General features: G+C 66.1%; 14 protein-coding genes, 2 tRNA genes and 1 riboswitch. Of the genes, 6 read left to right on the plus strand and 10 right to left on the minus strand.

Features of this window, described 5'->3' with window-relative positions; genetic code table 11:
* Positions 1–27 precede the first annotated feature (27 nt).
* Entirely contained in the window at positions 28–1,026 is a 999-nt protein-coding gene (locus tag BLM15_RS03435; protein ID WP_126110402.1) for a helix-turn-helix transcriptional regulator, read from the minus strand.
* Positions 1,027–1,270: 244 nt separating this feature from the next.
* Here BLM15_RS03435 and BLM15_RS03440 point away from each other — a divergent pair, with 244 nt between their 5' ends.
* The 3 genes from BLM15_RS03440 to BLM15_RS03450 are packed head-to-tail and all read left to right on the plus strand — an operon-like array spanning position 1,271 to position 4,004.
* Positions 1,271–2,068 carry a hypothetical protein gene (locus BLM15_RS03440; RefSeq protein WP_126110404.1) on the plus strand — a complete coding sequence of 266 codons (798 nt, stop codon included), beginning with the start codon at positions 1,271–1,273 and terminating at the stop codon, positions 2,066–2,068.
* Between the two features lie 49 nt (positions 2,069–2,117).
* Complete coding sequence (locus BLM15_RS03445; RefSeq protein ID WP_236846522.1) at positions 2,118–2,945, plus strand: acid phosphatase; 828 nt, start codon at positions 2,118–2,120, stop codon at positions 2,943–2,945.
* Positions 2,946–2,996: 51 nt separating this feature from the next.
* Complete coding sequence (locus BLM15_RS03450) at positions 2,997–4,004, plus strand: DUF1254 domain-containing protein (RefSeq protein ID WP_236846677.1); 1,008 nt, start codon at positions 2,997–2,999, stop codon at positions 4,002–4,004.
* Positions 4,005–4,138: 134 nt separating this feature from the next.
* On the opposite strand, the gene BLM15_RS03455 is transcribed toward BLM15_RS03450, so the two are convergent.
* The 6 genes from BLM15_RS03455 to BLM15_RS03480 all read right to left on the minus strand — a co-directional run bounded on the left by BLM15_RS03455 (position 4,139) and on the right by BLM15_RS03480 (position 9,847).
* On the minus strand, positions 4,139–4,465 hold the full coding sequence (locus BLM15_RS03455) for an NIPSNAP family protein (RefSeq protein WP_126110406.1): 327 nt from the start codon (positions 4,463–4,465) through the stop codon (positions 4,139–4,141).
* Positions 4,466–4,572: 107 nt separating this feature from the next.
* Positions 4,573–5,790, minus strand: coding sequence for an MFS transporter (locus BLM15_RS03460; protein ID WP_126110408.1), 1,218 nt, complete (start codon positions 5,788–5,790; stop codon positions 4,573–4,575).
* 177 nt (positions 5,791–5,967) lie between these two features.
* A complete protein-coding gene (locus BLM15_RS03465) occupies positions 5,968–6,927 on the minus strand; it encodes an ABC transporter substrate-binding protein (RefSeq protein ID WP_126110410.1) in 960 nt (319 codons plus the stop codon).
* A gap of 43 nt (positions 6,928–6,970) precedes the next feature.
* Positions 6,971–7,714: an ABC transporter permease gene (locus BLM15_RS03470; RefSeq protein WP_126116044.1), complete on the minus strand. Its 744-nt coding sequence runs from the start codon at positions 7,712–7,714 to the stop codon at positions 6,971–6,973.
* Positions 7,715–7,814: 100 nt separating this feature from the next.
* Positions 7,815–7,911: riboswitch (TPP riboswitch) on the minus strand.
* A gap of 59 nt (positions 7,912–7,970) precedes the next feature.
* On the minus strand, positions 7,971–8,618 hold the full coding sequence (locus BLM15_RS03475; RefSeq protein WP_126110412.1) for a TenA family protein: 648 nt from the start codon (positions 8,616–8,618) through the stop codon (positions 7,971–7,973).
* A 59-nt stretch (positions 8,619–8,677) separates the two neighbouring features.
* Positions 8,678–9,847, minus strand: a complete 1,170-nt coding sequence (locus BLM15_RS03480) for a hypothetical protein (RefSeq protein WP_126110414.1) — start codon at positions 9,845–9,847, stop codon at positions 8,678–8,680.
* Between the two features lie 184 nt (positions 9,848–10,031).
* Here BLM15_RS03480 and BLM15_RS03485 point away from each other — a divergent pair, with 184 nt between their 5' ends.
* Positions 10,032–10,664 (plus strand): glutathione S-transferase family protein, encoded by a 633-nt coding sequence (locus tag BLM15_RS03485; protein WP_126110416.1) that lies wholly within the window; start codon positions 10,032–10,034, stop codon positions 10,662–10,664.
* A 31-nt stretch (positions 10,665–10,695) separates the two neighbouring features.
* Here BLM15_RS03485 and BLM15_RS03490 read toward each other — a convergent pair whose 3' ends face one another.
* Positions 10,696–11,097, minus strand: coding sequence for a VanZ family protein (locus BLM15_RS03490; protein WP_126110418.1), 402 nt, complete (start codon positions 11,095–11,097; stop codon positions 10,696–10,698).
* An 87-nt stretch (positions 11,098–11,184) separates the two neighbouring features.
* Positions 11,185–11,259: transfer RNA gene (locus BLM15_RS03495), tRNA-Asn, on the minus strand.
* A gap of 190 nt (positions 11,260–11,449) precedes the next feature.
* Here BLM15_RS03495 and BLM15_RS03500 point away from each other — a divergent pair.
* Positions 11,450–11,523: transfer RNA gene (locus BLM15_RS03500), tRNA-Cys, on the plus strand.
* Positions 11,524–11,608: 85 nt separating this feature from the next.
* Here the strand turns inward: BLM15_RS03500 and BLM15_RS03505 are convergent.
* A complete protein-coding gene (locus BLM15_RS03505) occupies positions 11,609–11,920 on the minus strand; it encodes a hypothetical protein (RefSeq protein WP_126110420.1) in 312 nt (103 codons plus the stop codon).
* A gap of 250 nt (positions 11,921–12,170) precedes the next feature.
* On the opposite strand from BLM15_RS03505, the gene BLM15_RS03510 reads away from it, so the two are divergent.
* The gene (locus BLM15_RS03510) at positions 12,171–12,812 is read left to right on the plus strand and encodes a protein-L-isoaspartate O-methyltransferase family protein (RefSeq protein WP_164547389.1); all 642 of its coding nucleotides are present in this window, start codon (positions 12,171–12,173) and stop codon (positions 12,810–12,812) included.
* The last annotated feature ends 7 nt before the right edge of the window (positions 12,813–12,819 follow it).

Here is a 12,819-nt window from a genome sequence, read left to right on the forward strand (position 1 = left end):
GCGCGCCCTTTTTGAACGAGGTGCCGCTTAGCCGAGCCGCGACTGCTCGCGAAACTGACGCGGCGTGATGCCCGTCATCCGGCGGAAGGCGCGGCTGAAATGCGCCGGATCGGTGTAGCCGGAGGAAAAGGCGACGTCGATGATCCTGCAATCGGTGTCCTGCAGCAGCCGGCTCGCATTCTCGTACCTGACGGTGTCAAGGATGTCCGAGTAGGACAGGCCGATCAGGGCGAGCTTGCGCTGAAGCGTCCGCGTGCTGACGCCCGCGATCTCGGCGACGTCGGCAAGAGCCGTGGTTCCCTCGTCGAGGTAAGCCGGCAGCATCAGCTTGAGCAATTCGACGATGTCGTAGGCGGAAGGGCCGTCCTCCTGGTTCCGCGTCGGCGCAAACGAGGCGGCCGAACGGTTGGGGAGGCTGAGGAGCGCGATCGGCAGGCTGATCCAGGCCGCATGCTGGCCTGACAGGAACCGGACATTCGGCCAGGAGGATCGCGTCGCCGGGCTTGGCGCATAAGACGATTCAAAGGCGATCGCCGTCGGCATCCAGCCCGGCCCTGCGAATTGCCTGATGATGTAGACCGAGAAGATATTCTGGATCCATTGCGCGTGTTTCAGATGCAGGAGCCCGGTCCCGGCAAGCCTGCTGCAGACCCGCACATGATCCGCGTCATGTTCGATCCACATGCTCAAAATGGTGTCTTCCCTCGACGCCCAATAGCAGGCGTGCCGGAGCGCAACGAGTAGCGTCGGTGAATGCGCGATCAGGGCCCGGGTCTCTTCCCTCATATGCGAGAAATGCAGGCGCTGGGCAGCGAGAAAGCCGAAATCGTCGATGCCCTGGATTCTCTGAGCGGTCTCGACGAAGCGTAGTGCCGGCAGGAGCGGCAAATAGAGATCGCTCTTTTCGGCGAGAGACGATGGCAGCCGGGACCGCTCAAGGAGCGTCTCCGTCGGGGCGCCGATATCGTCGAGGATGCTGACGAAGGGCAGCAGGAACTGGCCGCGCGTCAGGGGGATATCAGCCATCGGACCTCGCCGCGATCATCGCGTTGATGCTTTTCGCAAGGCCGAATCCCGGAGGATTCGCGGCTGGCGGAGGGAGAGAATAGCCGGTCGCGATTGGCGCGAAATGGCAAGACGGGCAGGCGGCCCATGCACGAAATGCTTGCAACGATCGTCGCCGGCCGGTCGGGCCGCGATCGCGTGCTGCACTGAGCCGGAGCGCTCGCGCAGGTGCCGGTAGGCCGGGCAAGGCAGGGGACAAGCAGCAATGTCAGGCGAAACGGCGCGCGATCTCGCCATCGGGGTGATGGCGGTTTGCCTGTGCGGGCCGGCCTGGGCGTCCGATCTCCCGCAGCCCGCCACGCGTCCGGCACCCGTACTCGCGCCCGGACCGAGCTTTTTCGTCACTAGTTATGTCTGGGCGACGGCGATCAACGGCAGGAGCGCGACGCTGCCGCCGCTGCCGGCGGCGGATATCAATCTGCGCTTCCGTGATGTGCTCAAGGAGCTCAACGGCGCGCTGATGGCAGCTGCCGAAATGCGCATCGACCGCTGGAGTGTCCTGGTCGACGGGCAGTTCTCGCAGGTGACGACCGGCGGCAATCTGCCCGGGCCCTTCTTTTCGGCGCTGAAGCTGCGCTCGCAGAGCACCACCGTGCAGGGCTCCGCCTTCTATCGCGTTTATGAGGACACCGTCCTCGCGCTCGACGTGGGCGGCGGCGTCCGATTCTGGAACCTCAACACCAAGCTGGAGGTCCTGCCCGGGCTCGCCAATCTTCGCATCGACCACCGCGAATCCGAGATGTGGGTCGATCAGATCGTCGGCGCCCGGCTCGGGATCCAGCTCGGCGGTCCGTGGAGCCTGACGGTGGCGGGCGATATCGGCGGCTTCGGCGCCGGCTCGCGCCTGACCTGGCAGGGCCTGGGCAGCGTCAACTACGCCTGGAGCGAAAGCCTGACGCTGAAAGCCGGCTACCGGGCGCTCCATGTCGATTATCGCGATGGCGGCTTCTCGTACGACGTGACGCAGCACGGCCCCGCCGTTGCGGCGACATACCGGTTCTGACCGGGCGGCCTTCATGAGTTCAGCCAGGTCGAAAGGAATGGGAATGTCGATGACTGGGACTACGGTGCGGGCCGCAGGCGCTTCTGTGTTGATGCTGCTCGCGATCTGCGGGCAGGCCTTTGCGCAATCGGCCGAAGTGCCGCCCAAGGTCACCGACCCGCATTTCAAGATCGCGCCGGGCTATCTCAAGCAATCCGACCTGCCGAACAGCCTGGTCCTGCTCGGCCCGCCGCCCGAGGCGGGCTCGGCGGCGCTGGCCCGGGACGAGGAAGCGCGCAAGGCGACGCTTCCCCTGCGAAACACCGCGCGCTGGAAGCTCGCTCATGCCGACGCCGATCTCGCCTTTCCGCAGGCTGCCGACAATTTCTCCTGCGCGATGGGTGTGAAGATCGACAGCAAGCGGACGCCGCGCCTCTATGCGATGACGCAGAAGATGCTGTCGGATTTCGGCCTCTCCACCTATGGCGTGAAGAACAAGTATAACCGGGTTCGCCCCTTCGTGGTGCACAACGAAGCGACCTGCCGGGCCGATCAGGAGGCCATTCTGCGGAGCGACGGCTCCTACCCGTCCGGCCACACGGCGGCAGGCTGGGGCTGGGCCCTCGTGTTCGCGCAGATCAATCCCGAGCGCGCCGATGCGCTGCTCAAGCGCGGCCTCGAATTCGGGCAGAGCCGGGTGATCTGCGACGCGCATTGGCAGAGTGATGTCGATGCCGGGCGGATCATGGGCGCGGCGACCGTCGCGCGGCTGCAGACCGACCCGATTTTCCTCGCCGACCTCAAGGCCGCGAAAGCGGAGGTGAAGGCCGCGAAGGCGAAGCGGATGCTCCCGGCATCCGAATGCGCCGCGGAGACCGCTGCGCTGTCTGCGCGGTAACGACGAGCAAATCGACCAAAGACACCAATGAGGTACCGTTCAATGCGAATGATGTCGGTCTACAGCCTGGGTTTCCTGGTTCTCGCGCCATGCGTGGCGTTCGCCCAGCCGGTTCCAGTCAATCTCGACAACTTCAAGCGAGCCGAGAGCGATTTCTATATGCGCAAGACGGCCGACGCTGGCGCCTTCGGCAAGTTCGCCCATAGCAGGACGCCGACGCCGATCGACAACCAGCCGGTGGTCCGGATGAACCGGGATACGCTCTATTCCCAGGCGCTCTTCGACCTCGATGCCGGCCCGGTGACCATCACCCTTCCTGATGCCGGCAAGCGCTTCGTCTCGATGCAGGTCATCAGCGAGGACCATTACACCCCGATGGTGGTCTACAAGCCGGGCCGCACGACGCTCACCAGGGACAAGGTCGGCACCCGCTATGTGTTCGTTGCGGTCCGTATCCTTGTCGATCCCAACGACAGCAAGGACCTCGCGCAGGTTCACGCTCTGCAAGATGCGCTGAAGGTGGAGCAGAAGTCGGTCGGCAAGTTCGAGGCCCCGAACTGGGACCTTGCTCAACAAAAGAAGATCCGTGACGCGCTCGAAGCGCTCTCCGCCGCATCATCGGGCAGCTTCATCAACGCGTTCGGCCCGAAGGGAAAGGTCGATCCGGTCATGCACCTGCTCGGCACGGCAGCCGGCTGGGGCGGCAACCCCGGCAAGGATGCATCCTACCCCTCATTCACCCCGGCCAAGAACGACGGCAAGACGGTCTACAAGCTCAGGGTCAAGGATGTCCCCGTCGACGCGTTCTGGTCGATCAGCGTCTATAACGACAAAGGCTTCTTCCAGAAGAACGAATACGACGCCTATTCGGTCAACAGCATCACCGGCAAGACAAGCGCCGATGGCGCGATCGACATCCAGTTCGGCGGCTGCGACGGCAAGATCGCGAACTGCCTGCCGATCACGCAGGGGTGGAATTACACATTCCGGCTCTACCGTCCTCGCGCCGTGTTCCTGAACGGCACATGGAAGATGCCGGAGGCGCAGCCTGCATCGTAGACGGTACCAGTACCGCGACGAACCCCGGACCGTTGCCGCGACTGCGTAACCGCAAGGGCTTCAACTCAACTGACAGCAAGGGCGACGTCGCCCTTGCTGCTTTTGTTTTGGCATAGGCAAGCGTCTGTCCAGGCTTACTTGACCGCGGAGAAGGCCGTCGGCGCCAGAATCTGGCTGACGATGTTGGCAACGATCTGGCCGTCCGCTTCACTCTTGATGCGCACCTCGGTCCACTCCGGATCGGTCGCGAACGCCGTCCATTTCGTCTCGCGCTCGGCGAGCGATTCCCAGGCCAGGAAATAGGTCAGGTCCTGATTGGACTCCCCGATCAACGTGGTGAAGAAGCCGGCTTGCCGGATGCCGTGCTTGTCCCACAGCTTCAGCGTGGCCTTGTCAAAGCGGTCGAGCAAAGCCGGAAGCCGGCCAGGCAGGCAGCGATACACGCGCATTTCGTAGATCATTGAAACTCACGTCCTGTTGTTGTTCGTGTGGCACGCAATGTGCCGCAACGCTGGCTTGCCCCGATTGAGTGGCCCGACCTCGGTCCTGCTGGCGGCGGTAGCGAATTCTATCCCCGCCGGTGCTCGACCTTCGGTAGGAACCAGGCGAGCAGGCCGATTGCCGGCAGGAAGGCGCAGATGCGGTAGACCGCCTCGATGCCGATCCAGTCGGCGACTTCGCCGAGGATCGCCGCCGCGAGCCCGCCGAGGCCGAAGGACAGGCCATAGAACAGTCCGCCGATCAGGCCGATCCGGCCCGGCATCAGCTCCATCGCGTAGATCAGGATCGCGGCGAAGGAGCTCGCCATGATCAGGTTGATCACCACCGTCAGCACGCCGGTCCAGAACAGGTCGGCGAAGGGCAGCAGCAGCGAGAAGGGCAGGGCGCCGAGGATCGAGAACCAGAGGATGCGATTGCGGCCGACCCTGTCGCCGATGATGCCGCCGGCGAGCGCCCCGACCGCAGCGGCGGCGAGGAACAGGAACAGCATCAGCTGCGATGCCTGCACCGAGACGCCGAACTTCCCGATCAAATAGAAGGTGTAATAAGAGCTGAAGCTCGACGAGTAGGCGTTCTTCGAGAACAGCAGGATCACCAGGATGGTGATCGCGAAGGCGATCTGGCCCTTGGAATGGGTGGGGGCCGCGGGCGCGGCAGCCGCGACCTTCACGGGTTTCGGGGCGGCCGCAGCTGCCTTGCTCAGCTCGGCATAGCGGCGCGCCGTCCAGACCATCAGGATCATGGCGAGCAGGGCCGCGGCCGAGAACCAGGCGACGCTGGTCTGGCCGCGCGGCACGATGATGAAGGCGGCGAGCAAGGGGCCGAGCGCGCCGCCGCTCTGGCCACCGACCTGGAAGATGCCTTGCGCCAACCCTTGCTGGCCACCCGAGGCGTTGCGGGCCATGCGGGTCGCCTCGGGATGGAAGATCGAGGAACCGAGCCCGACGCAGGCCGCAGCCAACAGCAGCAGCGGATAGCTGCCGGCATAGGCGAGGCCGATCAGCCCGGTCAGCGTGCAGCCCATGCCGACGACCATCGAATAGGGCATCGGGTTCTTGTCGGTGTAGTGGCCGACGAGCGGCTGCAGCAGCGAGGCGGTGATTTGAAAGGTCAGCGTGATCAGGCCGATCTGGCCGAAATCCAGCGCGTAGGCCGTCTTGATGATCGGATAGATCGCCGGGATCAGCGACTGGATCATGTCGTTGAGCAGATGCGTCGCGCTGAGCGCGAACAGCACCGGCAGGTCGGCGCGGCGGGTGGAGGCGATCGGCTTGCTGACGTTCATGCGGGTGATTTCGCCGGGCGCAGCTGCGATGGCGGGCGAGGGCCCGCCTTATGGCCGCGAAGCCGGCTCATAGCATCGCGATAGGCGCCGAACCCAGAGCGGCACGCACAGGGCCGCTCTGATGTGGGCGCGGGGTGGCTCGCGACGGCAGATGGGCCTGCCGCCGCGACCCGCCCGTTATTTCACCTCGCCCGCGATCTCGGCGAGCGCCGGGGCCTTGGTGATCAGGCCGCGCTCGACGAGGAAGGCGCCGAAGCGCTCATAGCGGCGCTGGTCGAGGGCGCGCGGGCGCTTGGCGAAGCGCGGCAGGGTGTCGGTCCAGGCTTGGCGGTTGAGGGCGTCGTCGAGATTGGGGTGGGCGGCGATGAAGAGCTTCCAGGCCTCCTGCGGGTGGTTGGTCAGATAGAGCGCCGCCTTCTCGATCGCATCGAGGAAGCGCGGCAGGCGGTTGTCGGCGAGGGCATCACGGCGGGTGATCAGGATCAGTTCGTCATAGGCGGGAACGCCGTGCTCTTCGGGATAGAAGGCCGTGCCGGGATGGCCTTCGAGCTTCAGCTGCGTCAGCTCGAAATTGCGGTAGCCGCCGATGGTGGCATCGACCTTGCCGCCGATCAGCGCGGCCGAGAGCGCGAAGTTGACGTTGACCAGCTTGACGTCGTCGAGCTTGAGGCCGGCCTTGGCCAGCATCTGGCCGAGCAGGGTGGTCTCGGTGCCCGAGACGGCATAGCCGACCGTCTTGCCCTTGAGGTCGGCGAGGGACTTGATCGGCCCGTCGGCCTTGACGATGACGCTGTTGAGCGGCGTCTCGACCAAGGTGCCGACGCGGACGATCGGGATGCCGGCGGCGTGATCGAGATAGAGATTGGGCTGGTAGTGGATGCCGATATCGGCCTGCCCGGCTGCGACCAGGCGCGGCACGGCGGATGGGTCGGAGGGCGGTACCATCGTGACCTCGAGCCCGGCCTCCCTGAACAGGCCGAGCTGCTGCGCGACGACGAGCGGCGCATGGTCCGGGTTGACGAACCATTCGAGCATCACGGTCAGCTTGTCGGCGGCGCGGACCGGGCTGGCGAGGCCGGCGGCCAAAGCGATGCCGGTGGCGAGGAGGGCGCGTCTGGTGAGGGCGCGGAGGGTCATCGGGCGAAATCCTTCTGCGTGATCGGCTTGAAGCGGGGCAGCGTCATTGCTCGCTCGCCCAGGGAATGAGGTGCGGGCCGAGCGTGTCGACGAGATGGCGCAGGACGAGGCTGAGCACGGCGAGCACGGTCATCGCGGCGAAGACCGTGTCGGTCTGCATGCGGGCATTGGCCTGGACCATGACGAAGCCGAGCCCGGCCGAGGAGCCGACCCATTCGCCGATCACGGCGCCGAGCGGCGCCAGCGGTGCCGCGACCCGCAGGCCTGAGAGCAGGCTGGGCATGGCCAAGGGCAGGCGGACATAGCGCAGCGTCTGCCAATGCGTTGCTGTCGTCAGCGCGGTGGCGTCGATGAGTTCGGGGTCGGTTCGGCGCAGGCCATCGGTGAAGGCGGAGGCTACGGGAAAGAAGATGATGATCGTCGCCATGATCACTTTCGAGCCCATGCCGAAGCCGAACCAGACGACCAAAAGCGGCGCGATGACGAAGACCGGGAAGGACTGCAGCACCAGCAGCACCGGCCAGAGCAGGCGCCCGAGCCGCGGCAGCGCCACGATGGCGAGCGCCGTCAGCGCGCCGAACGCTGAGCCGAGCACGAAGCCGAGCGCCATCTCGGCCATGGTGGTCAGGCTGTGGCTGGCAAGAAAGGCGGGCTGGCGTTGGAAGGCGGCGGCGACCTCGAGCGGCGAAGGCAGGATGTAGCGCGGCGGCCCGAACAGCCAGATCGCGCCCTGCCAAGCCAGCAGCAGGACGAGGATGGTGCGCAGCGCCGGAGCGAGCGCGGCCATCATGGGCTTTGCGCCGGAAGCTAGGCTCCGCTCTGTCGCGTCCTGCGTCGTCAAGGCTCGCCTTTCCGGTGGAAGGCGGGCACGGGGATAAGCACTGACGAGGCTGCCCCGAGCGACTCCCTCCGCCAGCATGATCTGGTTCAGGTTCGAAGGGTGCTTCTCAGCTCACCTTGCGGCGAACGCCCCCGTCTCTCGTAAGCCCTTGTGGCAGAGCGGCTCGCGCCTGTCACGTCTGCCTCAGGCGAGACGGGGTCGATCAGGCTTCGCCGTCATAAGCCGAGTCGAAGAAGGCCTTCTCCAGCGCGACGGTGCGCAGGAAGAAGTCCTGGCTGGTCTCAGCCTCGCCTGGTCCGACGCGGTCGAGCTCGGCCCGCAGGAAGCCGACGAAATCCCGGAAATCGGGATTGTCGTGCAGCGTGACCCATTCGGCATGGACGAAGTTCGCCGGCAGAGGCTGGGACGCAGTCTGCGCCCAGTCGAGATAGAGCCATTCGGCCACGACCAGCACGGAGAGGGCGGCGGCATAGGAGCGCGTTGCGGCGGCTTCGCGCATGATTGCCTTGAAGCCGGCGGTGGGCTTGCTGTCGGGGCGCTCGATGCGCTCCTGCTCGCTGACGCCGAGCGCCGCGAAGGAACGCAGGAAATAGGTGTTCTCCTCGCCGCTGACCATGCCGATGAAGCGGCCGAAGCGGATGCGGGCCTCGAAGCTGTCGGCGCCGGCGAGCGCGGCGCCGAGCAGGGTCAGGAAGCTGTCGATGAAGCGATGGTCCTGGACCAGATAGCGGACCATGACCGCGTCGGAGACCGAGCCATCGAGCAGTTCGCGGACGAAACGGTGGCCGACGCACTGCGACCAGGCCGGCTGGCTGGCCTGGCGAAGGGTCTCGGTGAAACGCGCAGTCATGAATCGGTGCCTTCTGCTGATCGGGCTCTCCCTATCAGCAGCGGCGCCGCGACCGCACGCTATTTCAGCCGCCCCGCGACGATCTTCGCCAGCTCGCCGACGCGCGCCTTGGCCTGATCGTGCAGCGACTGATCGCGCTCGCCGCCGGAGACGCGGACATCGACCGTGGTCAGACCTTTGCGGATATGGATGCGGTTCATGATGTCGAGCGCCGCCTCGTCGCCGAGGCCCGCGACCGGTGTCTTGGCCTCCGAGACCTTGATCGCGCTCTGGAACCAGCGCTTCGACAGATCCTCGCTGGCGGCGACGTTACGGACGCTGACCTGGATCTGGTTGAGTTCGACCGTGCGCTTGCCGTCCTTTTCGACCGTGCGCTTGGCGTCGAACTGGCAGCCGATCGGATTCGGCAGGGCCTCCTGCCGGTTTTCGCGGCTCTCATGGGTGATCTTGCCCATCAGCTTGCGCGGGTCGCTCACTATCATGTCTGGGAAGGCGGCCTTGACCTCGGCCGGCGTCAGCAGGGCGCAGGCGTCGGGCCATTGCTCGGCAGGCGCGACGGAGGAGGGGCGGGTGTCCTGCGGCACTGTCACGGCGCTGTTGGCAGCGACTTTGGTCGGTGCGTCGACCATGCCGGTTCCGCCCTGCCAGCGTGCCGCCGCCTGCTTCGCCAGAGCGAGCGCGTTCGGCGCGGTCTGCTCGGAATAGAGATCGAGCGAGACGGCGTAGATCAGATCGTCCTTGCGGGCGCGGATCACGATGCTGGACGAATTGGTCTCCTGGAAGGCTTCGTCGCCGATGCCGGCGAGCGGCTCGAGCTTGAGGGTGATCTTCGGATCGCCGGCGACCTTCTCGCGCGTCGCCTTGATCGAGGCGAAGGCCTGGGCCGGGGTCTCGCGTCCCTTGGCGACACCGTCCCAGCGGATCACCGTGACCGAGGCGAAGCGGGCATGGTCCATCTTCGAGGTCGGGCTCGGCAGCTTCACCGAATACATGCAGCTCTCGGCATATTGCGGGCCACGGCTGATCGGGCTCAGCGTCGGGCCCTTCGCTGTGATGGGACGGCTGGGGAAGAGCGCTTCCAGATCGGCCTGCGGCAGCAACCGGCAGGCGTCGGGAGCCTTGCTTGCTGCAGCTGGCTCGGGAGCTGCCGTCGTCGTTGCGGTCTGGGCGAGGGCGGGTGCGGCGAGAATCAACAGCAGCGGCGTCACGAATGCGGAACGGGCGAGCATCGCATCGGTTCTCCAGGGGCGGGCGCCAGCTGCGATTGATCGCGGCGCCGTTCGGGACGGGTCAAGCTAGGTGCGATGGTGGCGCGATCATGGCGCTGCGGCAGGTCACGGCAGAGATTGCTGACACAGGCTGTCAGCCGGAGGGGTATCAATACAAACCAATTGGTATGTATGGGAGGAGACGATGATGAAGCTCTACGGATTTGGGCCCACCCGCACTTTGCGGGCGCTTTGGGGCCTGAAGGAGCTCGGCGTTCCGTTCGACTATGTCCATGTCGACCTGCTTGGCGGCGAGGCGCAGACGCCGGAATTCCTGAAGCTCAATCCCGCCGGCAAGCTGCCGGTGCTGGTCGACGGCGACAATGTCCTGCCGGAATCGGCGGCGATCATCCTCTATCTGGCCGAGAAATTCCCGGAGAAACGCCTGCTGCCGGACGATCTCGACGAGCGGGCGCAAGCCTATCGCTGGATCCTGTTCGCGATGACCGAATTGGAGCAGCCGCTCTGGCGCATCACCAAGCACAGCTTCCTCTATCCGGAGGAGAAGCGGCTGCCGCAGGACATCACGCTCGCCAGCGAGGAGTTCAGGCGCATGGCGGCGGTGCTGGAGGCCCATATGGCGGGGCGCGACTTCATCGTCGGCGACCGGATGGGGGCGGCAGATTGCGTCACCGCCTACCTGATGGATTGGGCGAACGAAGACGGGCTGCTCGACGGCTTCCCGCGACTCCAGCGCTATCTCGAACGCATGTATGCGCGCCCGACGGCGCCGCAGCGCATCGCAGAGGCCTTCGCCAGCGTGCAGCCGGCAGCATAACGGGGCAGAGGAGAAGCGGCGGGCAGGCCGCTCAGTCCTGGCGCCGCACCATCACCGGAGCGGCGACGCGCTTCGGCCAAAGCCGCTCGCACAGCGCCACGACGGCAATCCCGGTCAGGCCGCCCATGATCTTGACCAGCGCATCCAGCGCGCGGGCATGCCGGCTCGCCTCGAAATGCTGGGCGAGCTCGAGCCCGGCGGCGCCGGCGACGATGCACAGGAGAATCACGCCCTTGCGTGCCGGATAGGCTGTGGCGAGAGCCGCCGCAGCGACCAGATAGGCGGCGAAGCGTTCGATCTGCGGTCCCAGATGCGCGATATGCGGGCGAGCGCCGATCGGGGACAGGGTCGCGACGATGACGATGGCGACCGCGCTCCAACCGATCAGGGCGGCCCAGCGACGCAGGGAAAGTTCGAGCCCGAAGAGCCGCATCGCCGTCTGTCGCGCCTCCGCTGCACCAATCCGTCCGCGGCTAGCAAAAAGGGCCTAAGCGTTTGTCGCTCAAGCCCTCGAAAATGCTGGCTCCCGGAGCAGGATTCGAACCTGCGACCAATCGATTAACAGTCGATTGCTCTACCGCTGAGCTATCCGGGATCGGTGGGCGGCGTATAGCGACGCCGCCGGCCGGGTGCAAGCCTTTTGCTGGCATCAAGGCGGAGAAAATCGTGGGCGCCCGGTCTGCCCCAGCGTCAATTCACATTGCCGAGAGAGTTTCGGTTGCGGCGCGCTGCGGCATGTGGTTATACGCCCGCCGAGGAGCGCGCTTTGGGCGGCGCTCCGGGATGGCCTCGTGGCGGAGTGGTTACGCAGAGGACTGCAAATCCTTGCACCCCGGTTCGATTCCGGGCGAGGCCTCCACCTTCTTCCTGCACTGATGTTTCGGTGATTTTCGGCGGGTTGTCCCTCGGGGACGACGTCCTCGCGCCGGGCACAGGCCGACCGTTCAATCCGAGCGCCTACGCCTGAAGCGTTCCAGCAGGCCGAGGCACCAGGTCGCGAAGCGCGCCATCGGCCGCCGCAGCGGTGGAATATCGGCCGCGAGCAGCATCAATCCGAGCGGGAGCATCCACACGCCCAGAATCGGCAGGAACGAGAACACGCCGCCGAAGATGAGAGCGAGCCCGGCGGGAATCCGGACCAGGCGCGAATCGCGATGCCGGAGCCAGCGCATCGCCCGGGCGAAACGGGGAGGCAACTCGGCCTCGATCCGCTTGAAGGCGGCCCTCAGCTCATGTCTTCCTGATGGAAAGTGCATCTCGCCTCGGTCGCTGCTGTTCCAGCGAAACGCGCGGCTTGCCCAATCGTTCTCGTTGGGGCGGCGGCGCTCGTTCTTAATGTGTGCCGCACCGGGCCTTCTCCAAGGTCGGCATGCGCCGAAAGATGGATCATGGCGCCACCAGCACCCGTGCCCACCACGACGGCTTGCCTTTTGGCGTCGCCTCGCCCAAAACCCGCGGGCAGGGGTCGAGGCGCCCGCCGGGGCGCCTTCCTTTGGAGATTTGAGCATGAGCAGCTTCGCCGAACTGCGGCGCGTGATGGTCGATTGCCAGTTGCGCACCTATGACGTGACCGATCGCGCCGTGCTCGCCGCGGCCGACGCGGTGCCGCGCGAGGCTTTCCTGCCGGGCGAGCTTGCGCATCTGGCCTATCTCGACCGCCAGGAGCCGCTGCCGGGTACGAGCCGGGCCCTGCCGGCGCCGATGGTGAGCGCGCGCATGATCCAGATCCTGGATCTGCAGCCGGGCGAAGAGGCTCTCGAATATGGCGGCGGTTCCGGCTATGGCGCCGCGCTGATGGCGGCGATGGGGGCCAAGACGACGTTGCTCGAGCCGGACGAGGCTGCGCTGGCGCTGGCGCGTGCCGCCTTCGCCCAGCCGGGTGTTGCGGCCGCTGAACTGGTCGCGAGCCTGCCGGAGCACCGGCAGTTCGATGCCGTGCTGGTCAGCGGCGCCTGCGAGGTTCAACCCGAGCCGCTGTTCCGCCATGTCCGCCAGGGCGGACGCCTGATCGTGGTCGAGGGGCTGGGCCGTTCGGCGCGCGTCGTGCTCTATCGCAAGGTAGGCGAATCGTTTTCGGGGCGGCCGGTCTTCGACGCGGCGGCTCCCGTACTGCGCGAATTCCGCAAGGTGGAGGTGTTTGCCCTGTGAGTCGGAT

Source organism: Bosea sp. Tri-49 (genome assembly GCF_003952665.1).
Lineage (GTDB): Bacteria > Pseudomonadota > Alphaproteobacteria > Rhizobiales > Beijerinckiaceae > Allobosea.

What these genes read in the sequence shown, in the direction of transcription:
- BLM15_RS03435 (WP_126110402.1), bottom strand. Translation starts at nt 1,026, where the DNA reads ATGGCTGATATCCCCCTGACGCGCGGCCAGTTCCTGCTGCCCTTCGTC.
- BLM15_RS03440 (WP_126110404.1), top strand. Translation starts at nt 1,271, where the DNA reads ATGTCAGGCGAAACGGCGCGCGATCTCGCCATCGGGGTGATGGCGGTT.
- BLM15_RS03445 (WP_236846522.1), top strand. Translation starts at nt 2,118, where the DNA reads ATGACTGGGACTACGGTGCGGGCCGCAGGCGCTTCTGTGTTGATGCTG.
- BLM15_RS03450 (WP_236846677.1), top strand. Translation starts at nt 2,997, where the DNA reads ATGTCGGTCTACAGCCTGGGTTTCCTGGTTCTCGCGCCATGCGTGGCG.
- BLM15_RS03455 (WP_126110406.1), bottom strand. Translation starts at nt 4,465, where the DNA reads ATGATCTACGAAATGCGCGTGTATCGCTGCCTGCCTGGCCGGCTTCCG.
- BLM15_RS03460 (WP_126110408.1), bottom strand. Translation starts at nt 5,790, where the DNA reads ATGAACGTCAGCAAGCCGATCGCCTCCACCCGCCGCGCCGACCTGCCG.
- BLM15_RS03465 (WP_126110410.1), bottom strand. Translation starts at nt 6,927, where the DNA reads ATGACCCTCCGCGCCCTCACCAGACGCGCCCTCCTCGCCACCGGCATC.
- BLM15_RS03470 (WP_126116044.1), bottom strand. Translation starts at nt 7,714, where the DNA reads ATGGCCGCGCTCGCTCCGGCGCTGCGCACCATCCTCGTCCTGCTGCTG.
- BLM15_RS03475 (WP_126110412.1), bottom strand. Translation starts at nt 8,618, where the DNA reads ATGACTGCGCGTTTCACCGAGACCCTTCGCCAGGCCAGCCAGCCGGCC.
- BLM15_RS03480 (WP_126110414.1), bottom strand. Translation starts at nt 9,847, where the DNA reads ATGCTCGCCCGTTCCGCATTCGTGACGCCGCTGCTGTTGATTCTCGCC.
- BLM15_RS03485 (WP_126110416.1), top strand. Translation starts at nt 10,032, where the DNA reads ATGATGAAGCTCTACGGATTTGGGCCCACCCGCACTTTGCGGGCGCTT.
- BLM15_RS03490 (WP_126110418.1), bottom strand. Translation starts at nt 11,097, where the DNA reads ATGCGGCTCTTCGGGCTCGAACTTTCCCTGCGTCGCTGGGCCGCCCTG.
- BLM15_RS03505 (WP_126110420.1), bottom strand. Translation starts at nt 11,920, where the DNA reads ATGCACTTTCCATCAGGAAGACATGAGCTGAGGGCCGCCTTCAAGCGG.
- BLM15_RS03510 (WP_164547389.1), top strand. Translation starts at nt 12,171, where the DNA reads ATGAGCAGCTTCGCCGAACTGCGGCGCGTGATGGTCGATTGCCAGTTG.